This window comes from Klebsiella grimontii, from assembly GCF_042137965.1.
In the GTDB taxonomy this organism is placed as follows: domain Bacteria; phylum Pseudomonadota; class Gammaproteobacteria; order Enterobacterales; family Enterobacteriaceae; genus Klebsiella; species Klebsiella grimontii.
This window is the reverse complement of the sequence record NZ_CP169721.1, coordinates 2,007,965-2,031,246: the sequence shown is the minus strand read 5'-3', so window position 1 is coordinate 2,031,246 and position 23,282 is coordinate 2,007,965. Positions and strand designations below refer to the sequence as shown.

Sequence of the window (23,282 nt, the reverse complement as noted above, 5' to 3'; positions counted from 1 at the left end):
CCAATTAAATCAAATTAAGCCCGTCGCTACGGCGTAGCAGGCAATTTGGGTTTTGTTTGGCGCATTGAATTTTCGCTGCATATTCTTCTGGTGGAAATTGACGGTATTTTCAGAGATAGACAGAATCATTGCGACCTCAGCCGAGGTTTTCCCTTCTGCTGTCCATTTCAAAATTTCCAGTTCACGTCGACTAAATTTCATTTCCGGCGGCATAACCATCTCGTCCCCCAGGCGCAATAGCGTCAGCAGGCTCAATTCGGTTAGGGTTCTTAAGCGCATCTCCAGTTCGTCTTCCGCAAAAGGGCCCTGGCTATGGCTTGCGCCTGAAACCGACAGGAATCCCTGAGCATGGTTAGGCAGCGTCAGACACTGCGTCACGCCCTTGCGTAATCCGTGGTCGCGCGCGCCGTTCCATAATTCAGGCGTATCATTGAATAGCTTATCGTTCCAGGGCAAATGCCCACGAAGAAAATTCTCCTTACGCAGTACCGGGTCGATCGCAAAATAATTCTCGGCTTGATAATGCGCCATCCAGGCCTGCGGATAGGTTGATTGCAGCGTCACCCTGGGGCGAGTAAAAGGCACGGGATGCCGTACGCAGAGTGCGAAGTAGTCATATTCCAGCCCTTTTGCCTGCTGCTGGAGAAGATGAAAAACCCCCTCGCCTGCAGAAACTGACTGAAATTGTTGCAGCATTTCCCGCCGCCAGCTGAAAAAATCATTGTCCCTCATAACTGACCAAATAACTCCTGAGTGATAATCATTATTATAAATACATAAAACTAACACATAAATCCTGCTTATATGTATAAAAAATGGTAGCCACCGCATTTATTAGACTGCGGTTGGCAAAAGCGCCAGACGCGTTAAAAAATTATGCCAATTGACGTGGCACAAAACCTTGACAGATGTATCGCCGTTGATGAGCGCCAATATCTGGGGAGGCTTTTTTGCTGATAAAGCGGAAATTCTTCGCGGCCTGCCGCATCCGCCTGAGCGAATGCGGCCAGCGCAAAGAAATTATTGCATCAGGAATTTTTCGAGGAACTGCCGGGTACGCGCCTGCTGAGGGTTAGCAAACAGGGATTTCGCTTCTCCCTGTTCAACGATACGCCCCTGATCCATAAAAATAGCACGGTCCGCAACGTCACGGGCAAAGCTCATTTCATGGGTCACGATAACCATCGTGCGCCTCTCCTGAGCCAGTTGGCGAATGGTATTGAGGACCTCACCGACCAGCTCCGGATCTAACGCCGACGTTGGCTCATCAAATAGAATGACATCGGGACGCATCGCCAGCGCGCGAGCTATCGCCACGCGCTGCTGCTGTCCGCCGGACAAACGGCGCGGGTAGCTATTCTCTTTACCGGTAAGCCCAACTTTCGTGAGCAGTTCACGCGCCCGGGCGATGGATTCATTTTTATCCTCCCCTTTGACGATGACTGGCCCTTCGATAATGTTTTCCAACACTGTACGATGGGGGAATAGATTAAAATTCTGAAACACAAAGCCCACATGCTGACGCAGACGACGAATCGCCGCTTTTTGCTGGTTAATGCTGCGCGCGGCATCGATCGTCACGTCGCCAACGCGAATCGTGCCGCTTTCCGGCTGCTCCAGGAGATTAATGCTGCGCAGCAGCGTCGTTTTCCCCGACCCGCTGGGACCGATGATCGCCACCACTTCACCCTGTTGAACCTCAAGGTCGATACCGTGGAGCACCGTTTGGCCATGGAATTTTTTCACCAGGTTTTTGACTTCAATCGCACTCATTTTGGATCTCGCTCCTGGCGGTTCAGCTGATTTTCAAAATAGTTCTGCAGCGTAGAAAGCACCGTTGCCATTACCCAGTAGATAAGCGAAGCGGCCAGGTACATGGTGAAAACCTCCAGCGTCCGGGAAGTGATCAACTGGGCCTGGCGGAACAGTTCCGGCACCTGGATCGTCGCCGCCAGCGACGTATCTTTCACCAGGCTGATAAAACTGTTGGACAGCGGCGGTAGCGCCACGCGCGCCGCCTGGGGAAGAATAGCGCGGCGCATCGCCTGCCAGCGCGTCATCCCGATACTCGCTGCCGCCTCCCATTGCCCTTTATCAATCGAGGCAATCGCTGCGCGCAGCGTTTCCGCCGCGTAGGCCGCCGTATTGAGCGACAGGCCGATCATCGCCGCGGGAATAGGATCCAGCTCAATGCCAAACTGCGGCAAGCCGTAATAGATCATGAACAGCTGCGCTATCAGCGGCGTTCCGCGAAAGATGGAAATGTACATCCGCGCCAGCCACTTAATCGGCCAGACGGGCGACATACGCATCAGCGCCAGAATAAACCCCAGCACCAGGCCAAAAAACATGCCGCCGATGCTGAGCTGTAGGGTAAATACCGCGCCTTTCAGCAGAAAAGGCGCAGAATCGATCACCAGTTGGATACTCTCTTGCATTCTATGTGTTCTGCATTAGATATGAGGATGATAGGCGAACAGCGCGGGGGCGCCGCCGGTGTGAACAAACAGTATTGGGCCTTCATCCTTAAAGCGTTTCTGGCTGATGCCATCAATCAGTCCAGCCATCGCCTTCCCGGTATAAACCGGATCCAGCAGGATACCTTCCAGCTGCGCCAGTAGCTTCACAGCGGCCATCCCTTCGTCGTTCGGTGTCCCGTAACCCGGCGCAAAGTAGTCATCCCAGAGCTGAATCCCAGCCTTTGCCTCCAGCTCCAGGCTATTGGCCACCGCCTGCTGCAGCGCAGCCACTTTCGGCAGCTGGTCGGCCACCTTGCGCGACACGGTCACGCCGATAAGCTCGGCATTGGGCATCAGTTGCTCAAGCCCCACGGCGAGGCCCGCATGCGTACCGGCGCTGCCGGACGCGACGACCACGGAGGAGAGCTCAACCGCTCCTTCGCACTGCTGGGCAATTTCCAGCGCGCTCTCAACGTAGCCCAGCGCGCCCAGCGCGTTCGAACCGCCAACCGGGATCGTGTACGGACGGTAGCCCTGAGCCTCGATACGGGTCGCCAGCTCTTCCAGCTGCGCATTCGGATCGGTCAACGCGTCGCACATTTCGACCTGAGTATTAAACAGGTCAAGCAGCAGACGGTTACCGTTAGTCAGGTAGTTCTCGGCCCGGGTGCCGATTGGGTTTTCCAGTAGCGCCACGCAGTGCAGGCCCAGTTTTGCCGCCACGGCCGCCGTCTGGCGCACGTGGTTGGACTGGATGGCCCCTGCGGTAATCAGCGTATCCGCCCCCTCCCGCAGCGCATCAGCCGCCAGGAACTCAAGCTTACGCAGTTTGTTGCCGCCCATCGCAAGCGGGGTCACATCATCACGCTTGATAAAGATTTCGCGGCCAAGGTAATCGGACAAGCGCGGCAGATATTCAAGCGGCGTCGGCGCGCCAATCAGTTCCAGACGCGGGAAAAGGGTTAAATTTTGCAGTGACATAATACCTCCTGACTGAGTTATCCTTGATTATGCACGCTATGGCGCACGAAATAAAAAAAGGCGCTATCAAGAGCGCCTTTTTTCATCGCCGGTCGTTACTTCGTCACGTCAGCGCCAAACCATTTTTCCGACAGCGCCTTCAGGGTGCCGTCTTTTTGCATATCCGCAATGGCGCCATCAACCGCTTTCAGCAGGTCTTCATTACCTTTACGCAGCGCAACGCCGGACTCCTGGCGGGAGAAAGCTTCCCCGGTTACAGCCAGGGTATTGCCGGTTTTCTTCACCAGATCCAGCGCCGCCAGGCGGTCAACCAGGATAGCGTCGATACGGCCTACGCGCAGATCCTGATATTTCGTCGGGTCATCATCATAAGTACGAATGTCGACGCCCTGTACGTTCTGGCGCAGCCACTCTTCATAGTTGGTGCCCAGGCCAACGCCAACTTTCTTACCTTTCAGGTCGGCAGCGGTTTTGATCACGCCTTCGTTACCTTTCTTCACCAGCGCCTGAATCCCGGAGATGGTGTACGGCGTAGAGAAGTCATATTTTTTCTTACGCTGATCGGAAATAGTGACCTGGTTGATCACCACATCGATACGTTTAGAATCCAGCGAAGCCAGCATGCCGTCCCACTTAGTGGGTTTAAGGTCAGCTTTCACCCCAAGGTGTTTTGCCAGCTCGTTAGCAAAATCCACCTCGAAACCGGTCAGCTTACCGTCATCTCCCTGGTAGCTGAATGGCGGATAAGTCCCTTCCAGGCCAACGCGTAACGTGCCGCGCTCTTTAACCTGATTGAGCAGATTTTCAGCCGCAAAGGTTTTTGCGCTGACGCCAGCCATTAATACAACGGCCATTGCGCCCATCAGCGCCTGACGACCCAGAAGTGCTAATTTCATAGATACCCCTAACAGAGTGATATTTTGCAATAGTGTAAGGCGTTTAGCCCCGGTCACCAACATCGATACGCTACATCTTATTCCAAATTATTATATATGATGCCTTTTAGGGCATAGGGAAAACGTAGGCGAAACGTCTGCATTTTGCTGGATATCTCTCATACTGCAATAGTCAGCTTGATGACGTCTGGAGCATGGAAGATGAAAAACCCCACGTTACTGCAGTGCTTTCACTGGTACTACCCCACCGGCGGCGAATTATGGCGTGAAGTCGAGGCCCTGGCGCCGAACCTCAATGAAATCGGTATCAATATGATTTGGCTGCCCCCAGCTTATAAGGGAGCCTCCGGAGGATATTCGGTCGGTTATGACTGCTACGATCTGTTTGATCTCGGCGAGTTCGATCAAAAGGGGTCTGTCGCCACTAAATACGGCGATAAAACCCAGCTACTGGCCGCTATCGCCGCGCTGCGCCAGCACGATATCGCCGTGCTGCTCGACGTGGTGGTCAACCATAAAATGGGCGCGGATGAGAAAGAGCCGGTACGCATTCAGCGTGTTGATCAAAACGACCGCACGCAGATCGCCGATGAGATTGTTGAGTGTGAAGCCTGGACGCGCTACACCTTCCCGGTACGGGCCGGCCAATACTCTGAATTCATCTGGGATTATAAGTGCTTCAGCGGCATCGATCATATCGAGAATCCCGACGAAGATGGCGTGTTTAAAATCGTCAACGACTATACCGGGGAGGGATGGAACGATCAGGTCGATGATGAGATGGGTAACTTCGACTATCTGATGGGCGAAAATATCGACTTTCGTAATCGGGCGGTGACCGAGGAGATTAAGTACTGGGCGCGCTGGGTGATGGAACAAACCGGCTGCGACGGCTTCCGTCTCGATGCGGTTAAGCATATCCCCGCCTGGTTTTATAAAGAGTGGATCGACCACGTCCAGGAGGTCGCGACAAAACCGCTGTTTATCGTCGCGGAATACTGGTCGCATGAAGTCGATAAGCTCCAGCAGTATATCGCCATGGTTGACGGCAAGACGATGCTCTTCGACGCCCCCCTGCAGATGAAATTCCATGAAGCCTCGCGGCAGGGTCGCGATTACGACATGAGCCAGATTTTTAGCGGCACGCTGGTGGAAGCCGACCCGTTCCACGCTGTGACTCTGGTGACTAACCACGACACCCAGCCGCTGCAGGCGCTGGAGGCGCCGGTTGAGGCCTGGTTCAAGCCGCTGGCCTATGCGCTGATTTTGTTACGTGAGAACGGCGTTCCGTCAGTCTTTTATGCCGATCTGTTCGGCGCCAGCTATGAGGATACCGGCGGCGACGGCGAGACCTACGCCATTGAGATGCCGGTGATCGAGCAATTACATGAGCTGATTGATGCCCGTCAGCGTTTTGCTCACGGCGTACAAACGCTGTGGTTCGATCATCCGAACTGTATCGCCTTCAGCCGAAGCGGCACCGAGGAAGATCCGGGCTGCGTGGTGGTGCTTTCCAACGGCGACGACGGCGAAAAAACGCTGCCTCTGGGCGAAAACTACCGTAATAAACGCTGGCGGGATTTTCTCGGCAACCGTGAGGAGGTCATTGAAACCGACGACGAAGGAAACGGCATCTTTACCTGTAACGGCGGCAGCGTCAGCGTCTGGGTTATTGAAGAGGTGCTGTAAAATACGGGGAAACACCGCGGGCTGAGAAGGTTTTCAGCCCGCAAAAAGCTTATTGTCCGTTTTTATCCGCCGACGCTTTTTTCCGTGCCAGTTCACACTCCGGGGTGAGACGATCCACCCTTTTAAGCGTCATCCGATCGTAGCTCAGGGTATCGCCTTCGCGCTCAATCGGATAGACGTCCAAAGCGGAGGTGACGTTATAAACCGCGTCATCACGCTTCATTAATTTCCCCGGCAGGACGATGACCCGCTGCCACTGACGACAGTCAAGCGTGTCACCCTGTTTAGTCACTATCAGGCTGGCGATCGCCTCCGGGCTCATCATCTCGCTCTGCGGGCCTGCCGATTGCCAGTATCCTTCCAGCCCTGTCGGCGCTGGCGCTTTAACAACATCGCTGTAGCTATCAACCTGAACGCACCCGGCGAGGGTCAGCAGAGCACCAGCAAACACTATCTTTTTCATCATCCATCCCACAAACCGATAAAAAAACATTGTGGCATTAAAGCGTTAAGCTCGCCACCCTTCCCGGATCGGGGAGCGGCGCAGCAAGACGCGGCCGGCTCAGCCAATATGGCTAAAAATTGCCTTCGAATGTTAAGTTATTCTTACTCATCTTATAAAACCGATAAATCAGAAGATGTTATTTTAACCATTCAATATAAGGATAATCCTATTTTAAAATACCGCCATAATGGCCATCCTATATATGACGGGTATTTAATGTTTTTATTTCCTCCACATAGCGATTTGTAGCCTTTACTTTGAGAATATTCCTGGCAAATTATGGGGCTTATACGAAATAGTTCAGGCTGCCTAATGGTTCCATGGCAGCAGTCGTTTTAATTGCTAACTAAATGGACTTCATCGCTTGTCGGCGAGGAATAAATTATCGTTACGTGTTGATTGAGGATGGGTCATGTCAACGATTATTATGGATTTGTGCAGCTTCACCCGGCTGGGATTAACCGGGTACCTCACTGGCAGGGGGGTAAGGAAGCGAGATATCACTGAAGTGCACAGTGCGCCAAGCCTGAAAGCCCTCTGTGAGACCAGCCGACCTTCAGTGGTATTTATCAACGAAGATTGCTTTATTCATCATGAAGACAGCAACCAGCTAATCCGGCAAATCATTAGCCAGTATCCTGCGACGCTATTTGTGATCTTTATGTCGCTGGCGAATATTCATTTCAACCACTACCTGCTGGTGCGCAAAAACTTACTTATTTGCTCTAAATCTCTGACCGAAAAAGACCTCGATGACATTCTCGCCATCCGCCTGAAATATGAGAACTATCGTGCCGCCCGGCTTAATATCCCCACGCTGTCTTTAAGCCAGACCGAGTCAAATATGCTGCAGATGTGGATGGCTGGTCACGGAACCTCGCACATATCAGCGCAGATGAACATTAAGGCGAAGACCGTCTCATCGCACAAGGGCAATATTAAAAAGAAAATTCACACCCACAATAAACAGGTGATTTATCACATCGTACGACTGACTGAAAACATCACGTCCGGAATTCATGTCAACCTGCGTTGAAAGACGCTGGCGGCCGCTGCCGCCAGTTCACTTACGGCAAGTCACTCGTCCCGCTCAACGAAAATACCGTCGGGATGCCCGTTCTCGTTAAAAAACCAGATGCCGAGCGGATAATCTTCCAGCGAAACCAGATACATCACCCCTTCGCTAAACGACTCTATCGCCAGCACAACACCCGATCGACGTGGGCCGCCATCGGTCTTCACCGTGACACGATCGTTTACCTGCATAACTCATCTCCTCTATTTTTGAGCCAGTGTAGAACAAAACAGGCGATCGCGCAGTGTCCGGCCCGGTAACTGCTGTTTTTGTAGACCGTCTATACTTAAGAGGCCCTATCTGAGTTAAGCGAGGTAGCCGAAATGAAAACCGCCAAAGAAAATAATGGCGCAGGCGGCGTTGATGTTGACGCCCTGCTGGCGGCGATTAATGAAATCAGCGAAAGTGAAGTGCAGCGTACGCAAGACGATCCCCACCGCGTCAGTATTGATGGCCGGGATTACCATACTTGGCGCGAGCTGGCTGAGGCCTTTGAACTCGATATCCATGACTTCAGCGTCACCGAAGCCAACCGCTGAATTCTGCGCGAAAAAAATCCCGACTCGCAGGAGTCGGGATGAAGCTTGCTAATGCAAGAAGCACTTGAAAATTCGTTACACCAGGATTTCCGATGCGCTACAAACATTACCCTCAATTATTTTGCATGACAACAAACATTCATGAAGCAAATTATTGAAAAATGTGGCTTAGCATCACCGCCACGCTGGCAAAGCTCGCCAGGCAAGGACTGCAACCCTTCGTTCTTCTACGAACGTCCGATTGCCGCTAAACGATTTTTAAGAATAATCTCAACACAATAACCATAGTAGATGATTTCAATTCAATTTATTCACAAGAGAAATTTCTTTCACCCTTCGGCACAGACCCGATCGCGCCCGTTCTGCTTGGCCAGATACAAGCGATGATCGGCGACTGACTGCAAATTTTCGAAGTTATATTCGCCGGTATCATCGCTACCGCTCACCCCAAGCGAAGCGGTAATACGCAAAGAAATGCTGTTACCCAGCAAAATTTCGCGGCTATTGATCCGGATACGGATCCGTTCAGCAATCACCTGCGCTTCTTTTAACGGGGTATTGGGCAGCACAATACAAAACTCCTCCCCGCCAACCCTCCCCGCCAGATCGCCTTGCCGAATATGGCTGGCGATAGTGCTGGCCACCAGCGACAGCACGCGATCCCCCGCGTGATGACCGAAGCGATCGTTAACGCTTTTAAAATAATCCAGATCGAGCTGAATTACCGCCACAGGCCGCTTCAGACGCTCGCTCAGGCGAGTTTCCGCAATGGCGCGTTCAAACAGCGCGCCGCGGTTTAATAAACGGGTCAGCGCATCATGCCAGGCCTGCCATTCCAGCGAGGTCTGCAGCACGCTCATGTTGCGCACCATTCGACGAATGACCAGCCAGGAGATCAGCAGCATCAAAGTGAACATTAACCACATCAGCATCAGCGCAATGGTGATGCTGCCAAAATCACCGCGGACCCCTTCCTGGATAGTATGGATACGGATCAGCACCCCATCAAAATTGCGTAAATTTTCCCAGCTGATATAGCGCGTGACCAGGCGAATCCCGCCCTGATTCTCATGGGAAGAGGCGCGGCTTAGCATCTCCTGTTCACGCGGCGACAGCAGCGTCAGCACGTTGCCCGGCGCGGAGGAGGCAATTAAATTGAGTCGATTATCATAAAGCTGGTACTCACCTTCCTCGCCCGTTTTGATCGCATTGACCAGAAATGTTTTCATCTCCTGTACCGAGAAATCCATCGCCAGAACGCCGAGCCAGTAGCGCTGGAAATCAAGCGGAATAGACGCCGTCACCACCTGCATTTCGCGCTGCGATTCATCATCGGGGAACGTTTGCCACACAATACCGCGAGCAGGATTATTCCGCTGCGTTTGTCGGGTAAACCAGGCGGCGCCTGTTGCCCGCGAATAGAGAGCCAGCGCCTGCGTCGAATTTTTCGGCAGCTCGGTCGTCGTAAAAAAACCGCTGCGCGACACGTACAGCATGCGTTTCGCAAATCCACGGTTGTTATTGGCCAGACGCAGCATATAACCCAGCTCCAGTGTGGCCATGAGCTCATTTCCGGAAAAGGGATTATCACGGGAAAGCAGCGCGTCGCTGTCGACAAAGGCATCCGCGACGCCGTAGATCGGCAGCGTCCGGCGGTTATGGATCTCAACCGACCATATGGGATCGTGCCGCTTTGTTAAGTAATCCTCTTCGGCCTTGCGCAGCGCGGCAAAATCCAACGGCGTACCCAACGCCGACCGCATACCGTTGCGAAAAAAAATCATTCTGTCGATATTAAACTGCAGCAAACTGTCGAACTCATGGGCCACGTTTTCAAGATTATTGCGCTGGTTTGCAACGTAGGCTTCTTCCAGGACCTTGATCTCACGCCATATCAGCAGCGTGGAGAAGCAGAAGACGATAAAAAAACAGAGGTTAACCACATATCCGGGGCTTAAAATCTGACGCAATTTTTCCACCCACATCAGCTTATCCATCGTTTTCTCGCAGCACAGTTAAAGAAGCAAACGTCATCCACGCTCCCTGTTTGTAAAATAATCACTATTATGAAAACGCCCGACGAATGCCGGGCGCTGATAAAGGGTCAGGTGCGATTCGACTTCCCTCCCCCTCCGCGAATAAGTTCATCCTCACGAAACGCCTCGCGCTTAACGCCGTAACCGTCATACCAGCGGCACTCCACCATGCCGCTGGCGAACCCGGTAACGACCATGCGGGGGCCACCGTTTTTTCGCCTCACTTCATCACTGACCAACAAGACCATTTTTGCCTCCGGTATCAGGAAGAAACAGATTTACCTTAGACGAAGCTGAACCACTTTGCATGAGCAGGAGCACATTTACTTCGCCGGACGACGAAGAGCGCCAATCGCTTTCACACCGGCCAACACAATAGCGCCAATGATGAATCCCAGCACCAGGTTGGCGACCGTTGGCAGCAGCGAGGCAATCACCGCATTCTGCCCATGGGCCAGATTTTCAATGGCATGGTGCAGCGGCGTAATACCGTGCACCACAATGCCGCCGCCGACCAGGAACATCGCCAGCGTGCCAACGATGGACAACACTTTCATCAGGCGGGGCGCAATCGCCAACAAAGCCTTGCCTGACCACTGCGCCAACGAGCTGGTTTTCTCCACCAGCCAGTAGCCCATATCATCAAGCTTGACGATGATCCCCACCAGACCGTAAACCCCCACCGTCACCAGCAGCGCGATGCCGGACAAAATCAGGATCTGATTTAATAACGGCGCTTCAGCCACAATCCCCAGCGTAATCGCGACAATTTCAGCCGACAGAATAAAATCGGTACGTATTGCCCCTTTCACTTTATCCCGTTCAAAAGCCATGGGGTCCTGGCTCGCCAGGGCCTCAAGCCGCTGCCGGCGAACCTGCGGATCCTCTTTATGCTTCCGGGCCTGCAGACTGTGCAGCACCTTCTCGACGCCTTCGAAGCAGAGAAACGCCCCCCCCAGCATCAGCAGCGGGGTAATCGCCCACGGGATAAAAGCGCTGATCAACAATGCCAGCGGTACCAGGATCACTTTATTGATCAGTGAGCCTTTGGCTACGCCCCAAACGACCGGCAATTCGCGGTTGGCCCGCACGCCGGTGACCTGTTGAGCATTAAGCGATAAATCGTCTCCCAATACGCCTGCCGTTTTTTTTGCTGCCAGTTTCCCCATGACCGAAATATCATCGAGTAAAGTGGCAATATCATCCAATAAGGTTAATAGACTACTTCCCGCCAAAATTGCATTCCTTCATTTATGGTTGTTCCTCCTGAAGTATGAAGCAAAAGCGCTTTTTCGCCCACCAGTGTCCATAGTCAACAAAAATTTAACCATAGCAGGCGAATTAAAGCGCTCGCCAGCACGCGAGTTTTCACGTTTACTATATCTCCCCTTTCTGTCTCTGCACCGTCGTGAGGAAGTATGTCTACCCGTCAGCTGTTGCCGCTCATCGGGGCGTTGTTTGCGCTGTATATCATCTGGGGTTCCACCTATTTCGCTATCGCCGTCGGCGTCGCCAGCTGGCCCCCGCTAATGATGGCTGGCGTGCGCTTTCTTTCCGCGGGCGCGGTGCTGACCGCCTGGCTACTGGCAACCGGCTATAAGCTCCCTGCGCGAAAGCCTCTGCTCAACGCGGCGCTGATTGGCGTGTTACTGCTGGCCGTGGGGAATGGTTTTGTCACTCTCGCCGAGCACCAGCACGTACCTTCCGGTATTGCGGCGGTCATGGTCGCGACGGTGCCGCTGTTCACCCTGTGCTTTAGCCGTTTTTTTGGTATTGCGACCCGCAAACTTGAATGGCTGGGTATCGCTATTGGTCTCGCGGGGATCGTACTGCTCAACAGCGGCGGCAACCTGAACGGTAACCCCTGGGGCGCGCTGCTAATACTTATCGGTTCAATGAGCTGGGCGTTTGGTTCCGTCTACGGCTCGCGAATCGAGCTACCGACGGGGATGATGGCGGGCGCCATTGAGATGCTGGCGGCAGGCGTCGTGCTGATGATCGCCTCCACGCTAACCGGAGAAAAATTAACCCAAATGCCGTCGTGGTCCGGCATTTTTGCCGTCGCCTATCTGGCGATCTTTGGTTCGCTTATCGCCATCAACGCCTATATGTATCTGATTCGCAACGTTACACCTGCCGTGGCGACCAGCTACGCCTACGTTAACCCGGTGGTCGCCGTGCTGTTGGGCACCGGTTTTGCCGGCGAAAGCTTATCCGCCGTAGAGTGGCTGGCGCTGGGAATCATCATCTTCGCCGTCGTTCTGGTCACGCTCGGCAAGTACCTGCTTCCGGCTCGCCGCGACATCACCTCCTGTAAGGCGCAGAAGTAACGTCTAACAGACCTATACCTTGCGTATCGATCTGCGCGCAGTTCCCTCCGCCGCAGATCCACTCCTCCAGCCGTTCCCCCAGCGCTTCGTCGCTGAGCTTCTGGCGCCCTCGCAGCGCGCACTCCCAGACCACCAGCACTCGCCATCCCTGCTCCGCCAGAAGGCCGATATCACGGCGATCGCGCGCCACGTTTTTGGCTATTTTATCCAGCCAGAACTCAGTTCGCGTCGCGGGGACCTTAAACAGGTAGCAATTATGATGATGCCAGAAGCAGCCGTGGGTAAAGATAACGCACTGATACTCGGCCACCACAAAATCCGGGCGGCCGGGCAGCGCGGCATCCTGCACGGTAAAGGAAAATCCTGCACGCGCCAGCAGTCCCGCCAGCCGTTTTTCAATCGCCGTATCGCGGGTGCCGATCGCGCGCATGTTTTTACTGCGGGTGGCTTTATCGTGGACATCGGCCATGGTCAATCTCTTGCTCACGGCAAGCCACCGCTCTTGCTATACGCGGCGCCAGCAGCTTCGCTACCGCCGCAAAGACCGGCACGACAACCGAATTGCCAAACTGGCGATAGGCCTGGGTATCCGATACCGGAATACGAAAATGGTATCCCTGCGGCGCTTCAAATCCCATCAGACGCGCGCACTCGCGGGGAGTCAACCGACGCGGACGCCGAAGCTGGTTCTCCGCATCGTCAAAAGACTTTTCGCCTAAAGGCCGATCCCAACCGCGATCGATAAGGATCTCCGCGCCATCTTTGTAGTAGCGGGCAGACAGCGTACGCGCCACGCTGCGCGGATTCTTGGGGTCAACGAGCCCGTAGCCAAAACCGTTCCCTCGCTCCTGATGCTTGCGCGCATAGCGATAGAGATATTTCCACAGCACTCTGGTGAGGATAAATTTGTCGTCAACCACGGGTTCCAGCAGCTCGCCGAAAGTTGGGCGAACGGAGGGATAGAGAGTGGCGATATCGCGCAGGGTGAATCCCTCATGCAGCTTGAGGTCGCGCCGAAAACCCACCAGCACAATGCGTTCCCGGTGCTGAGGTAAAAAATGACGCCCGTCGATCACTTTTGGATCATCCGCTCCGGTATGCGCCGCATCAGCAACCTCATAACCCAGCTCATCCAGCGTCTGTATAATGATACGAAACGTCCGCCCCTTATCGTGGCTCTTCAGGTTTTTGACGTTCTCCAGAACAAATATCGGCGGCTGCCGGGCGGCGATAATCCTGACTACGTCAAAGAACAGCGTCCCCTGCGTTTCGCAGGCAAAGCCGTGGGCGCGGCCAAGGGCATTCTTCTTCGATACGCCGGCGAGCGAAAAAGGCTGGCAGGGAAAGCCGGCCAGCAGAACATCATGCTGCGGGATTGTCTGGCGAATGTGCTGCGCCGCGTCTTCATCGCTCACCTCGGGGAGATGGCTCAACGTGACGTCGCGGATATCTTCATTGAAACAATGCTGCTCAGGATCGCAGTACCAGTTGGCTTTATAGGTGCGCACCGCATGTTTATTCCACTCGCTGGTAAACACGCATTGCCCGCCAATCGCCTCGAAACCATGACGAATGCCGCCGATACCGGCAAACAGATCGACGAAGCGGAATCCATAATGCGGATGATGCGCAGGCGGCTGCGGCAAGAGCGTGCGCAGGTGGGCCTGCTCCTGCGCAGTTATACGACCTGCCGCGCGCGTTACCGTCGCAACGCGCTTCAGTATAGCCGGGCTCCAGTGCTGCTCGCCGACGGCAACCAGTTGCGCGACCAGCGTTTTGACATCATATATCGCCATCAGCTGGCGCAATAGCGCCTGCGCATCTTCTCCGGTATGTTCAACCTTCAAAGACGGGGGATTTTCCTTGGATAAATTTTGCGCCATAACCTCAACCAGCCCGACTATTTTTGCAGAGGTTACCATAAATAGCGCAGCCAGTTTTACGCGAGTGGGTTAAAGCGCTGCAAAACCTCGTCATCAATAGCCATCGGGTCTCCACGAAGCTCCGCGCTGAGCTTGGCCATAAACTGCACCAGAAAGCGCGCATTGTGTATCGCCATTGCCCGGCCCTTTTCAGTCTGCATCGTTTGCGGTAAACGCAACAGCTTGCACTGGAAGTGATCCAGCGCGTAGGTTTTATCATTCAATTCCCGCCGGTCGGCAAAGGGATCGCTGGCATCAAACAAGATATTGTTCAGCGCGCCGGACACGGCAAAAACGCGCGCCAGGCCAATCGCCCCCAACGCCTCGAGTCGATCGGCGTCCTGAACGATTTTCGCTTCTTCGCTTCGCGGAGCAATCGCCGCGCTAAAACTGTGCGCTTCAATAGCGTGTAAAACCGCCGCGTAGCGTTCAGCGGGGAAATCAGGAAAAGCTGACTGGAGGATAGCCAGCGTTTTTTCCGCCGCCATCGCAGAAGAGCGGCTACGCTCAGGATGGTTTTTCGCCAGGCTGACGATGTCATGAAAATAGCAGGCGGTCAGGATCACCAGACGGTCAGCATCCGTATCTTCGGCCAACCGCTGCGCTGTAGCCCATACCCGGCGGAAATGCGAAATATCATGAGCCGCATCCCCTTGCGCGTGATGTTCGGTTAGCCAGGTTTCAAATCGTTGCTGCCAGTGAAAAAGGTCCATGCACGTTCCTTAGGTAACAGGCCAGCAACGAGCATAGCAACTTTATTCGTGATGTTCATAGATCTGCGCATTAGGGCGCGTGTACCAGGCAATTGCGCCAAGAATGGCCCACACGATGCCTAACACCAGAAATCCCAACAGAGCGCCAATCCATTTCCCTGCCGTTGAACCAAGTTCGCCATCAATCGTAGCGCCGGGCACGCTTTGAATCTGCCCGACAACCCACCAGTAACGCGCCATCGCCCAGAGGAAATAACCACAAAAAGCATAAAATGCCCACAGCGCCAGTTTCCCACCAGGACTTCTTTTCGCTTTATCTTCCATTCATTTGCTCTCCGTGAACTCAACAAGCAACATCACTTGCCAGTCAAAAATAGTGATATCCATCACATTATATAGCGAAAATTCTTGCAAGGCAGCAGATCTCTCTACCCGATGCATTTTTGTGCATCATCCAGCTTCTTTGTCATAATGCCGGCTATATATTCAATGAATTTATTCCATTTTTAAATAATACAAATTTATGAATGGCATTTAATTTCTGGCTCTTTTTCACTCACCCTCCTTCGATCCTCATTTCACCAGTCATTACTCTTACTCAGATCATCCTCTGAAAGATAAACCTACGTTTAAAGACGTGCAAAACAATTATTCGTAAAATAAATATTAAATAACAACATATAGGATGCATGAAACTTATCTACAACAAAATCCAATCAACGAAGAAGCATAAGTCCATGTTATTAAAAGCCATAAATGCAGGAAATAAATTATCACAAAACAATATAATTTTAATATAATGAATATAACGGAAACATTTTGTAATATTAGATATAATTTAGTTACATATTTAATTTAAAGAAAAATGAACTTAATCGCTAGTATCAAATAGTCACCCCGGAAGGAATGACACAATTCATATTAATTATGATTAAAAGGGAATATATAATGAAAAGAAAAGTACTGGCAATTCTGGTTCCAGCTTTATTAGTCGCTGGCGCGGCTAATGCAGCAGAAATCTATAATAAGAACGGCAACAAACTGGATTTCTACGGCAAAATGGTTGGCGAACACATCATGACCCATGATGGCGACAACAACAATTCTGACGATACCTCCTATGCGCGTTTCGGCATTAAAGGCGAAACCCAGATTAGCAGCGAATTGACCGGTTATGGCCAGTTTGAATACAACATCAAAGCGGACAAACCGGAAGGTCAGCAGGGCAGCGCTACCCGTTTAGCATTCGCCGGTCTGAAATTCAGCGACTACGGTTCATTCGATTATGGTCGTAACTACGGCGTGGTTTATGACGCGGCAGGTTATACCGATATGCTGGTTGAGTGGGGCGGCGACGGCCTGGTTTACACCGACAACTTCATGACCGGTCGTACCAACGGTGTTGCAACCTACCGTAATACCGACTTCTTCGGCATGGTTGATGGCCTTAACTTTGCTCTGCAGTATCAGGGTAAAAATAACGACACCACCGCGAAAAAATCAAACGGCGACGGTTTCGGTTTCTCCGTTAACTACAACATCGACGGCTTCGGTTTCGTTGGCGCCTACAGCAACTCCGATCGTACTGATGAGCAAGCTGCGGACAAGCGGGGCGAAACAGCTGAAGTCTGGAACCTGGCGGCTAAATACGATGCAAATAATCTGTATGCATCAGTCATGTATGGCGAATCCCGTAACATGACTCCGCTGGAGAAAACGACTTTTGGCAGTTTTGCCAATCACACCCAGAACATCGAAGCCGTTGTTCAATATCAATTTGATTTCGGCCTGCGTCCGTCCCTGGGCTATGTCTACGCGAAAGGTAAAGACCTTGGCGCCAAAGAAGACACCAATGCGGATATCATGAACTACGTTGAATTGGGTACCTGGTACTACTTCAACAAAAACTTCAACGTTTACACCGCATACAAATTCAATCTGATCGATGATGAAGATGCGGCGGTAAGTGGCGCAGCCACTGACGATCAGTTCGCTGTAGGTATCACCTACCAGTTCTAAGATTGTCTCATTAACCTAAAGCCCGCTTAATGCGGGCTTTTTTCGTTGTCACCCCTAAACCACCTCCTGGGGAGGTGGTGATTGATCCTGTAAGTCTTTAGTCTGAAGAATGCCCATGCCGGAAAATCATTTGATGCTAAATTCAGTCCTGAAAATTTCAGTTACAAGGAGGTGACTAAGCAGGGAAGAGTAGCAAATTAACAAACACCGCAGGGCTGCCTGGTAACCGCCGCACCAGAACTCACACCTCCGATAGCTCTCCGGCTTTTATATCCTCGCCATTCGGCATAATCATGTCCAAACAAACTCGGGTGGAGAAGCGTAAAACAATACCCACAGAGGAATATGTCTACTGTAATAAAAACCCTGGTTGACACAGACCACGAGTTAGCGTCAAATACTTATATTCTAGGAGCTCATTGCTTATATCAATTGCGCATTCAGTCTCTTAACTGCCCCTTTAAAAATTGATGTAAATCAATAAATGATTAATCATACCTTGAAAAAAAACATATCCAGAGAAGCGGTCAGGTACATTATCGTTGGCCTGGCAAATACAGCAATTACGGCAATTGCTATATTTGGCCTGATGCAGGCCGGCGTGGGAGTCTACCCTTCAAACGCAACAGGATATGTCGTTGGCATTATTTTCAGTTTTGTTATGAATGCGAAGTTCACTTTCTCAAAGACATTGAGCCCTCTGAGGTTTATCAAATTCGTATCCACATGCGCTTTTTGTTATATTTTAAATTTAATAGCAATAAAAGTTTTTTTCATCGTCATACCTAATGCTATCTATACAGCACAAGTTGTAGGTATGATTATTTACACTACAGCTGGTTTTATTCTAAACAAATACTGGTCAATGAAATGAAAGAAATTAATATAAACAACGCGAGGAGTCAAATACCTTCGTTAGCAATCGTTGTTCCTTGTTATAATGAAAAAGACGCCTTCCCATACTGTCTGGAGGGGCTCACCACTGTATTAAAAAACCTCCTGGCAAAAGAAAAAATCGCTCGAAATAGTTATATCCTCTTTGTCGATGATGGCAGTAAAGACAACACCTGGGAACAAATCAAATCCACATCACAGGAAAAGTCATTCATCCGCGGCCTGAAATTATCAAGGAACCGGGGCCATCAGATAGCCCTGCTGGCGGGGTTGGCAAACGCGGATACGGACGTTACCGTAAGTATCGATGCAGACTTACAGGATGATATAGGTTGCATTGAGAAAATGATAGACAAATATAATGAAGGGTTTGAGATTGTTTACGGCGTACGCGACAACAGGAGTAGTGACTCAGTATTCAAAAGGGCAACAGCCAATAAATTCTATTCTCTGATGTCAGGGCTCGGTGTCAATCAGGTTCCTAACCATGCGGACTTTAGGCTTCTTAGCCGTACCGCACTGACAGCATTGAAGGATTTTAAAGAACAAAATTTATATTTAAGAGGGCTAATTCCGCTGTTGGGTTATAAGTCTAGCAGTGTTTATTATAGCAGAGATGAAAGGGTTGCAGGCGAATCAAAATACCCCTTGAAAAAGATGGTAGCACTGGCGTTAGAAGGAATAACATCTCTGACAATTACCCCGTTACGTATGATCGCCGCCGCTGGGGTTATCACATGCCTTCTATCTTCACTAGCTGCAATCTATGCCTTCATTGAGAAGATTTTGGGAAATACCGTTGCGGGTTGGACATCTGTAATGATTGCGATTTTCTTCCTTGGCGGTGTCCAGATGCTTTCTTTGGGGATAATTGGCGAATACGTTGGGAAAATATATATGGAATCCAAAAATCGGCCAAAATATTTTATCGAAGAGGTAGCAAAGCACGAAATGAGAGGCGAGCAATGAACACTGAGGACGAACGGATGTCTCCTTGCACTAAAAAAGTTATTGCCATGCTTTACCTTGCAGCAATTTTCTTAGTTTATAGCCCAACTATTATATTTAGTTACGCATTTTCAGACGATTGGTCGACACTATCCGATGTTTTTTCAGGGAAAGGTTCTCCGTTTCAATGGGATATGCAATCCGGCAGACCCTTGTATGCCGTTGCCAGGCGACTTGGCTTTACGCTAGTTCATAATATCAATGACCTTGCCTATCTTAGATTTTTTACCATAATAACGGTATTTGCGCTTTGCTTTTTCCTCTTTTTATTTATAGAAAAAAGAAACATATTCGAGCGTAACATCACAACAATTACCCTCCCTTTATTAATAGGCCTGACGCCGGCAATACAGGTATATAGTGCATGGGCGACATGTTTCCCGTTCGTACTCTCTATACTCCTTGCCGGAACAAGTTACGCTACATTAAAACCCGTAAACAAGAACACGACAATTATAAGATTTGCAGCATCCATCATTATTCTATGGTTTGCATTTGCTATATATCAACCAACGGCGATGGCATTTTTATTTTTCGTCATGCTTGATAACTGCCTGAAAAAAGACAAGCCATTTTCCATGAATATTGTTTTAATCAGTGGCGCTGTTTTATTTATCGGCATGCTTGGCAGTCTGCTGTTTTCAAAATTTGTACCTGTATGGTTATATGGCAGTTCAATTGCACGTGCCGAGTTAACTAATAATCCACTTGAGAAATTACAATGGTTTATAAAAGAACCATTGATTAACGCCATCAACAACTTTAATATAACCCCAGGCCCCTTATTCACAACTCTCTCATTAATAATTTGCGCAATAGGTTTACTTTCAATAATAAAAGGCAAATCAGGGCCTATGAAAGTTCTCATGTTCATTATCATGGGGATTGGTGCCTACTCTCCAAACTTACTAGTCAAGGAAAACTGGGCTGCATATAGGTCGCTGATAGCACTGGAATTTTTCATATGCGCTCTTATAATTATTGGTGTAGATGCCTTGACAAGCAAACTCAATATAGCAAAAAAAGCGCTACCCATATTGACGGTATTCGCGATGATTGCTGCATCATACAATATCTTTAATGGTTTCATTATCCCGCAAAAATCGGAGTTAAACGCATTAGCAAGCGCGCTTTCCTACAAGGTGGGAAAAACATTTACAGGGGATGTTCTTTTTGACATTCAAGATCCCGCCTATAATGCCTTTACTAAAACACAACGTTATGACGAGTTTGGCAATATTTCCCTTGCGGCCCCCTGGGCTATCAAGGGGATGGCGGAGCAAATCTTAATGAGCAAGTCAATGCATTTCAGGCTTCCAGAAAATGTTATTCTGACGGCAAAGGAGCAATGCACCACTGATTGCATCATTATAAAAACGGGCGATGCCATGAGGAGTTCAACCACTCACTATTGAAACTTTTCATCATTCCCGTATACAGGCACATGATCCCGCGCCAGATCCGCGCGGGATAGTTTTTATCAAGGCAGCTCCGGCCAGGGTCATAAGTTTCTCTATCGCCTCATAGCGCTCACTCGACAACAAACCATGCTTTTACTGCTTTCCTGAGTTCGCTCCTTTTCATCCATCATCCATTCTCTTTAAGATACTCTTACAGAATCCGTGTGTAGCAAGGGCAGTTAACTGCTTTGTTATCAGGGATGCGCGACGGGCTAAGTTATTGTTAAGAGTGTGAGCTTGTGAGCTAAAGAGGATAAAAGTGGATGCCCAACAAGAGGCAACATGGTAAAAAAGACAGCGTTAGAGGCGAGAAAACAGAGCGATAGAAAGAAATTTTAATGCAGGGATTCATGCAGGGCAAAATCAAAAGCGCTTTGTGACTGATTGATTTTGTTGAAAAGTGGCGGAGAGAGGGGGATTTGAACCCCCGGTAGAGTTGCCCCTACTCCGGTTTTCGAGACCGGTCCGTTCAGCCGCTCCGGCATCTCTCCGCTGTTGAGGTTGCTATAATGCCAGGTTCTTTGGCATTTTAATAGTTCCTGTCTCTTTAATTCAGTTCAAGTGACGACTTTGCGAGCAATATGATATTTAAATGGCCCTGGAAAGCAGATGAAGAGTCCGGCAACGCGGAAATCCCCTGGGAAAAGGCGCTTGCCATTCCCGTATTAGCCAACCTCTCCGAACATGAGCAGCAGCAGCTGGTGCAGATGGCTTCCCGCTTTTTACAACAAAAGCGTCTGGTTGCCTTACAGGGGCTCGAGCTTACTCCCCTGCACAGCGCTCGTATCGCGCTACTGTTTTGCCTGCCGGTTCTCGAGCTGGGTATCGAATGGTTAGATGGTTTTCACGAAGTGCTTATCTACCCTGCCCCGTTCGTCGTCGATGACGAATGGGAAGATGATATCGGCCTGGTGCATAACCAGCGAATCGTACAATCAGGTCAAAGCTGGCAGCAGGGGCCGATTGTACTCAACTGGCTGGATATTCAGGACTCCTTCGATGCGTCCGGTTTCAATCTGATAGTCCATGAAGTGGCGCATAAGCTGGATACCCGCAATGGCGATCGCGCAAGCGGCGTACCCTTCATCCCCCTGCGTGAGGTAGCGGGCTGGGAACACGATCTCCATGCCGCTATGAACAATATTCAGGATGAGATAGACCTGGTCGGTGAAAGCGCCGCGAGTATCGATGCGTATGCGGCCACCGACCCTGCCGAATGTTTCGCCGTGCTCTCTGAATACTTCTTCAGCGCGCCAGAGCTATTTGCTCCCCGCTTTCCCGCGCTTTGGCAGCGTTTCTGCCTTTTTTATCGTCAGGATCCGCTGAAGAGATTACGTGAGAATAGCCCGCCAGATGATAGCGATAACCCGGTAGTACACTAAAACAACGACCTGCGCTAAATTTAGCCATTTGAATCAGCAAGTTAAATTTGGTGTTGACACAAAAATACGAGACCAGTAGTATTCGCCTCGTTCACACGATTCCTCTGTAGTTCAGTCGGTAGAACGGCGGACTGTTAATCCGTATGTCACTGGTTCGAGTCCAGTCAGAGGAGCCAAATTTGAAAAGCCTGCTTTTGAAGCAGGCTTTTTTTATTTTCATTTCCTCCTCCACAGCGGAAGAATTTTGGGATCAAGTGGGTTCAATGACGGAGTACCCCAAATGTCCCTTAACGCCTCAAAAACAGAAAGTGAGTACCATTACAAAACTCTTCTAAGACAGTCTTACCGCCACTCGCTCATACTGGTCAAACCCGCCTCATGGTTTCATAACGATGCGGCCAAGCGATTTCGCTGTCTCAGCGAATTTATGGGCTGCGGCAGCGTTAGCCTGGGGGAAGATGCGGTAAATGACAACCCTGATGCGCCCTGCAGCTACAGCCTGCAACATGTCGTCCACACGTGTCCGAACTCCGTGCCTTTCAAAAAGGGGTCCTATGAATACCCCCATGAGTGTCTGGTTAGACTGCATTGGCGACCACAGATCGACAGTCAGACTGCCCGCGGCCGCGTAGCCGACGACCCATGAAGGACAAGGAGGCGGCGTTGAACGGCGGTTGATCAGATCCCCCCTTCAATTGAGATAGTCTCGACAGAAATCAGAACGTCGTCAGGTTCCGCGACCGGATCGGGAATATCGACATATTTCAGGACGCCGGGAGCGCCTTGCACGTCATAACCCGCTGCTTTCACAAGTATTCCTCCGTCTCTCTGACCGCTCGGCAGTCACCACCATCGCCCGCTGCCACACGGCTCCGTAACGCTTAGGGCAGCCTGGCAATCACCTTAATCTCAAACTTGAATCCATACAGCCACGTCACGCCGATCCCGGTCAACGTAGGGTAAGGCGCTTCCCCCCAATATTCTGGCAGGATACTCCAGATAGCGGCGAGGTTTGTCTCGGGATCGACGACAAAGAGGGTAACGTCAACCACGTCACCAAACGTGCAGCCCGCAGCCGCGAGAACAGCATTAAGATTATTGAATGCCAGCCTGACCTGCGCTTTTAGATCGGGCTCAGGCGAACCATCCTCGCGGCTACCAACCTGCCCCGAAACGAACAAGAAACCGTTAGATTTGATGGCCGGTGAATAGCGATTGCGCTCATAGAGCGCCTGCCGACCAAACGGAAAAACTGCTTCGCGTGCCGTCATGTTTGTACCTTTGCAATGGGGCGAAATCAGCCCGGTGAACATAAAGACACTTTACAGGTGTGAGATCGGGTGGATAAACAAGCGACTTTGTCCATCATTGTTT

26 protein-coding genes and 2 tRNA genes are annotated in these 23,282 nt (G+C 50.8%); 10 read left to right on the top strand and 18 right to left on the bottom strand.

Going from position 1 to position 23,282, the window contains the following annotated elements:
* Positions 1-9 precede the first annotated feature (9 nt).
* The 5 genes from sdiA to tcyJ all read right to left on the bottom strand — a co-directional run bounded on the left by sdiA (position 10) and on the right by tcyJ (position 4,336).
* Positions 10-732 carry a transcriptional regulator SdiA gene (gene sdiA, locus ACE3MN_RS09630; protein WP_375364388.1) on the bottom strand — a complete coding sequence of 241 codons (723 nt, stop codon included), beginning with the start codon at positions 730-732 and terminating at the stop codon, positions 10-12.
* Positions 733-1,020: 288 nt separating this feature from the next.
* Complete coding sequence (tcyN, locus tag ACE3MN_RS09625; RefSeq protein ID WP_004122108.1) at positions 1,021-1,773, bottom strand: L-cystine ABC transporter ATP-binding protein TcyN; 753 nt, start codon at positions 1,771-1,773, stop codon at positions 1,021-1,023.
* Entirely contained in the window at positions 1,770-2,438 is a 669-nt protein-coding gene (gene tcyL, locus ACE3MN_RS09620) for a cystine ABC transporter permease (protein ID WP_004103458.1), read from the bottom strand. The genes tcyN and tcyL overlap by 4 nt, the downstream gene beginning before the upstream one ends.
* A 15-nt stretch (positions 2,439-2,453) precedes the next feature.
* A complete protein-coding gene (gene dcyD, locus ACE3MN_RS09615; protein ID WP_024359891.1) occupies positions 2,454-3,440 on the bottom strand; it encodes a D-cysteine desulfhydrase in 987 nt (328 codons plus the stop codon).
* A 95-nt stretch (positions 3,441-3,535) separates the two neighbouring features.
* Positions 3,536-4,336 (bottom strand): cystine ABC transporter substrate-binding protein, encoded by an 801-nt coding sequence (gene tcyJ / locus ACE3MN_RS09610; RefSeq protein WP_004136603.1) that lies wholly within the window; start codon positions 4,334-4,336, stop codon positions 3,536-3,538.
* 201 nt (positions 4,337-4,537) lie between these two features.
* On the opposite strand from tcyJ, the gene amyA reads away from it, so the two are divergent.
* Complete coding sequence (amyA, locus tag ACE3MN_RS09605) at positions 4,538-6,025, top strand: alpha-amylase (protein ID WP_024359892.1); 1,488 nt, start codon at positions 4,538-4,540, stop codon at positions 6,023-6,025.
* Between the two features lie 49 nt (positions 6,026-6,074).
* Here the strand turns inward: amyA and yedD are convergent, their stop codons facing one another.
* Positions 6,075-6,488: a lipoprotein YedD gene (gene yedD / locus ACE3MN_RS09600; protein ID WP_024359893.1), complete on the bottom strand. Its 414-nt coding sequence runs from the start codon at positions 6,486-6,488 to the stop codon at positions 6,075-6,077.
* A 454-nt stretch (positions 6,489-6,942) separates the two neighbouring features.
* On the opposite strand from yedD, the gene rcsA reads away from it, so the two are divergent.
* Positions 6,943-7,566 carry a transcriptional regulator RcsA gene (gene rcsA, locus ACE3MN_RS09595; protein WP_004136600.1) on the top strand — a complete coding sequence of 208 codons (624 nt, stop codon included), beginning with the start codon at positions 6,943-6,945 and terminating at the stop codon, positions 7,564-7,566.
* A gap of 41 nt (positions 7,567-7,607) precedes the next feature.
* Here rcsA and dsrB read toward each other — a convergent pair whose 3' ends face one another.
* A complete protein-coding gene (dsrB, locus tag ACE3MN_RS09590; RefSeq protein ID WP_004136599.1) occupies positions 7,608-7,796 on the bottom strand; it encodes a protein DsrB in 189 nt (62 codons plus the stop codon).
* A 132-nt stretch (positions 7,797-7,928) separates the two neighbouring features.
* Between dsrB and yodD the strand changes: the two genes are divergently transcribed.
* On the top strand, positions 7,929-8,144 hold the full coding sequence (gene yodD / locus ACE3MN_RS09585; RefSeq protein ID WP_004136598.1) for a YodD family peroxide/acid resistance protein: 216 nt from the start codon (positions 7,929-7,931) through the stop codon (positions 8,142-8,144).
* A 329-nt stretch (positions 8,145-8,473) separates the two neighbouring features.
* Here the strand turns inward: yodD and dgcQ are convergent, their stop codons facing one another.
* The 3 genes from dgcQ to ACE3MN_RS09570 all read right to left on the bottom strand — a co-directional run bounded on the left by dgcQ (position 8,474) and on the right by ACE3MN_RS09570 (position 11,415).
* A complete protein-coding gene (gene dgcQ, locus ACE3MN_RS09580) occupies positions 8,474-10,141 on the bottom strand; it encodes a cellulose biosynthesis regulator diguanylate cyclase DgcQ (RefSeq protein WP_004136593.1) in 1,668 nt (555 codons plus the stop codon).
* 107 nt (positions 10,142-10,248) lie between these two features.
* Entirely contained in the window at positions 10,249-10,428 is a 180-nt protein-coding gene (locus ACE3MN_RS09575) for a YodC family protein (RefSeq protein WP_004122136.1), read from the bottom strand.
* Between the two features lie 75 nt (positions 10,429-10,503).
* A complete protein-coding gene (locus tag ACE3MN_RS09570) occupies positions 10,504-11,415 on the bottom strand; it encodes a DUF808 domain-containing protein (protein ID WP_004136590.1) in 912 nt (303 codons plus the stop codon).
* A gap of 183 nt (positions 11,416-11,598) precedes the next feature.
* Here ACE3MN_RS09570 and yedA point away from each other — a divergent pair, with 183 nt between their 5' ends.
* Complete coding sequence (gene yedA / locus ACE3MN_RS09565) at positions 11,599-12,510, top strand: drug/metabolite exporter YedA (protein ID WP_024359895.1); 912 nt, start codon at positions 11,599-11,601, stop codon at positions 12,508-12,510.
* Here the strand turns inward: yedA and ACE3MN_RS09560 are convergent.
* Genes ACE3MN_RS09560 through drpB form a run of 4 tightly spaced genes read right to left on the bottom strand, consistent with a single transcriptional unit; the run spans position 12,485 to position 15,469 of the window.
* Entirely contained in the window at positions 12,485-12,979 is a 495-nt protein-coding gene (locus ACE3MN_RS09560) for a very short patch repair endonuclease (protein ID WP_004136586.1), read from the bottom strand. The genes yedA and ACE3MN_RS09560 overlap by 26 nt on opposite strands.
* On the bottom strand, positions 12,960-14,393 hold the full coding sequence (locus tag ACE3MN_RS09555; RefSeq protein WP_180971288.1) for a DNA cytosine methyltransferase: 1,434 nt from the start codon (positions 14,391-14,393) through the stop codon (positions 12,960-12,962). The genes ACE3MN_RS09560 and ACE3MN_RS09555 overlap by 20 nt, the downstream gene beginning before the upstream one ends.
* A gap of 56 nt (positions 14,394-14,449) precedes the next feature.
* Positions 14,450-15,145: a phosphohydrolase gene (locus tag ACE3MN_RS09550; RefSeq protein ID WP_049089595.1), complete on the bottom strand. Its 696-nt coding sequence runs from the start codon at positions 15,143-15,145 to the stop codon at positions 14,450-14,452.
* A gap of 42 nt (positions 15,146-15,187) precedes the next feature.
* Positions 15,188-15,469, bottom strand: a complete 282-nt coding sequence (gene drpB, locus ACE3MN_RS09545) for a cell division protein DrpB (RefSeq protein WP_102649744.1) — start codon at positions 15,467-15,469, stop codon at positions 15,188-15,190.
* A gap of 624 nt (positions 15,470-16,093) precedes the next feature.
* Between drpB and ACE3MN_RS09540 the strand changes: the two genes are divergently transcribed.
* The 4 genes from ACE3MN_RS09540 to ACE3MN_RS09525 all read left to right on the top strand — a co-directional run bounded on the left by ACE3MN_RS09540 (position 16,094) and on the right by ACE3MN_RS09525 (position 20,481).
* Entirely contained in the window at positions 16,094-17,164 is a 1,071-nt protein-coding gene (locus ACE3MN_RS09540) for a porin (RefSeq protein ID WP_024359897.1), read from the top strand.
* A 484-nt stretch (positions 17,165-17,648) separates the two neighbouring features.
* On the top strand, positions 17,649-18,038 hold the full coding sequence (locus tag ACE3MN_RS09535) for a GtrA family protein (protein WP_102649745.1): 390 nt from the start codon (positions 17,649-17,651) through the stop codon (positions 18,036-18,038).
* Complete coding sequence (locus ACE3MN_RS09530; RefSeq protein WP_032711001.1) at positions 18,035-19,027, top strand: glycosyltransferase family 2 protein; 993 nt, start codon at positions 18,035-18,037, stop codon at positions 19,025-19,027. The genes ACE3MN_RS09535 and ACE3MN_RS09530 overlap by 4 nt, the downstream gene beginning before the upstream one ends.
* On the top strand, positions 19,024-20,481 hold the full coding sequence (locus ACE3MN_RS09525; protein ID WP_024359900.1) for a glucosyltransferase domain-containing protein: 1,458 nt from the start codon (positions 19,024-19,026) through the stop codon (positions 20,479-20,481). The genes ACE3MN_RS09530 and ACE3MN_RS09525 overlap by 4 nt, the downstream gene beginning before the upstream one ends.
* Before the next feature lie 446 nt (positions 20,482-20,927).
* Here ACE3MN_RS09525 and ACE3MN_RS09520 read toward each other — a convergent pair.
* A tRNA-Ser gene (locus ACE3MN_RS09520) sits at positions 20,928-21,017 on the bottom strand.
* A 90-nt stretch (positions 21,018-21,107) separates the two neighbouring features.
* On the opposite strand from ACE3MN_RS09520, the gene mtfA reads away from it, so the two are divergent.
* On the top strand, positions 21,108-21,908 hold the full coding sequence (gene mtfA, locus ACE3MN_RS09515; protein ID WP_155553273.1) for a DgsA anti-repressor MtfA: 801 nt from the start codon (positions 21,108-21,110) through the stop codon (positions 21,906-21,908).
* A 100-nt stretch (positions 21,909-22,008) separates the two neighbouring features.
* Positions 22,009-22,084, top strand: a tRNA-Asn gene (locus tag ACE3MN_RS09510).
* 200 nt (positions 22,085-22,284) lie between these two features.
* On the opposite strand, the gene ACE3MN_RS09505 is transcribed toward ACE3MN_RS09510, so the two are convergent.
* From ACE3MN_RS09505 to ACE3MN_RS09495, 3 genes are all read right to left on the bottom strand, one after another.
* On the bottom strand, positions 22,285-22,476 hold the full coding sequence (locus ACE3MN_RS09505) for a zinc-binding dehydrogenase (protein WP_227493330.1): 192 nt from the start codon (positions 22,474-22,476) through the stop codon (positions 22,285-22,287).
* A gap of 110 nt (positions 22,477-22,586) precedes the next feature.
* Positions 22,587-22,718, bottom strand: a complete 132-nt coding sequence (locus ACE3MN_RS09500) for a hypothetical protein (RefSeq protein WP_256204679.1) — start codon at positions 22,716-22,718, stop codon at positions 22,587-22,589.
* A 71-nt stretch (positions 22,719-22,789) separates the two neighbouring features.
* Positions 22,790-23,179 carry a RidA family protein gene (locus ACE3MN_RS09495; protein WP_082237009.1) on the bottom strand — a complete coding sequence of 130 codons (390 nt, stop codon included), beginning with the start codon at positions 23,177-23,179 and terminating at the stop codon, positions 22,790-22,792.
* Between the last annotated feature and the right edge of the window lie 103 nt (positions 23,180-23,282).

What these genes read in the sequence shown, in the direction of transcription:
- sdiA (WP_375364388.1), bottom strand. Translation starts at nt 732, where the DNA reads ATGAGGGACAATGATTTTTTCAGCTGGCGGCGGGAAATGCTGCAACAA.
- tcyN (WP_004122108.1), bottom strand. Translation starts at nt 1,773, where the DNA reads ATGAGTGCGATTGAAGTCAAAAACCTGGTGAAAAAATTCCATGGCCAA.
- tcyL (WP_004103458.1), bottom strand. Translation starts at nt 2,438, where the DNA reads ATGCAAGAGAGTATCCAACTGGTGATCGATTCTGCGCCTTTTCTGCTG.
- dcyD (WP_024359891.1), bottom strand. Translation starts at nt 3,440, where the DNA reads ATGTCACTGCAAAATTTAACCCTTTTCCCGCGTCTGGAACTGATTGGC.
- tcyJ (WP_004136603.1), bottom strand. Translation starts at nt 4,336, where the DNA reads ATGAAATTAGCACTTCTGGGTCGTCAGGCGCTGATGGGCGCAATGGCC.
- amyA (WP_024359892.1), top strand. Translation starts at nt 4,538, where the DNA reads ATGAAAAACCCCACGTTACTGCAGTGCTTTCACTGGTACTACCCCACC.
- yedD (WP_024359893.1), bottom strand. Translation starts at nt 6,488, where the DNA reads ATGAAAAAGATAGTGTTTGCTGGTGCTCTGCTGACCCTCGCCGGGTGC.
- rcsA (WP_004136600.1), top strand. Translation starts at nt 6,943, where the DNA reads ATGTCAACGATTATTATGGATTTGTGCAGCTTCACCCGGCTGGGATTA.
- dsrB (WP_004136599.1), bottom strand. Translation starts at nt 7,796, where the DNA reads ATGCAGGTAAACGATCGTGTCACGGTGAAGACCGATGGCGGCCCACGT.
- yodD (WP_004136598.1), top strand. Translation starts at nt 7,929, where the DNA reads ATGAAAACCGCCAAAGAAAATAATGGCGCAGGCGGCGTTGATGTTGAC.
- dgcQ (WP_004136593.1), bottom strand. Translation starts at nt 10,141, where the DNA reads ATGGATAAGCTGATGTGGGTGGAAAAATTGCGTCAGATTTTAAGCCCC.
- ACE3MN_RS09575 (WP_004122136.1), bottom strand. Translation starts at nt 10,428, where the DNA reads ATGGTCTTGTTGGTCAGTGATGAAGTGAGGCGAAAAAACGGTGGCCCC.
- yedA (WP_024359895.1), top strand. Translation starts at nt 11,599, where the DNA reads ATGTCTACCCGTCAGCTGTTGCCGCTCATCGGGGCGTTGTTTGCGCTG.
- ACE3MN_RS09560 (WP_004136586.1), bottom strand. Translation starts at nt 12,979, where the DNA reads ATGGCCGATGTCCACGATAAAGCCACCCGCAGTAAAAACATGCGCGCG.
- ACE3MN_RS09555 (WP_180971288.1), bottom strand. Translation starts at nt 14,393, where the DNA reads ATGGCGCAAAATTTATCCAAGGAAAATCCCCCGTCTTTGAAGGTTGAA.
- ACE3MN_RS09550 (WP_049089595.1), bottom strand. Translation starts at nt 15,145, where the DNA reads ATGGACCTTTTTCACTGGCAGCAACGATTTGAAACCTGGCTAACCGAA.
- drpB (WP_102649744.1), bottom strand. Translation starts at nt 15,469, where the DNA reads ATGGAAGATAAAGCGAAAAGAAGTCCTGGTGGGAAACTGGCGCTGTGG.
- ACE3MN_RS09540 (WP_024359897.1), top strand. Translation starts at nt 16,094, where the DNA reads ATGAAAAGAAAAGTACTGGCAATTCTGGTTCCAGCTTTATTAGTCGCT.
- ACE3MN_RS09535 (WP_102649745.1), top strand. Translation starts at nt 17,649, where the DNA reads ATGATTAATCATACCTTGAAAAAAAACATATCCAGAGAAGCGGTCAGG.
- ACE3MN_RS09530 (WP_032711001.1), top strand. Translation starts at nt 18,035, where the DNA reads ATGAAAGAAATTAATATAAACAACGCGAGGAGTCAAATACCTTCGTTA.
- ACE3MN_RS09525 (WP_024359900.1), top strand. Translation starts at nt 19,024, where the DNA reads ATGAACACTGAGGACGAACGGATGTCTCCTTGCACTAAAAAAGTTATT.
- mtfA (WP_155553273.1), top strand. Translation starts at nt 21,108, where the DNA reads ATGATATTTAAATGGCCCTGGAAAGCAGATGAAGAGTCCGGCAACGCG.
- ACE3MN_RS09505 (WP_227493330.1), bottom strand. Translation starts at nt 22,476, where the DNA reads ATGGGGGTATTCATAGGACCCCTTTTTGAAAGGCACGGAGTTCGGACA.
- ACE3MN_RS09495 (WP_082237009.1), bottom strand. Translation starts at nt 23,179, where the DNA reads ATGACGGCACGCGAAGCAGTTTTTCCGTTTGGTCGGCAGGCGCTCTAT.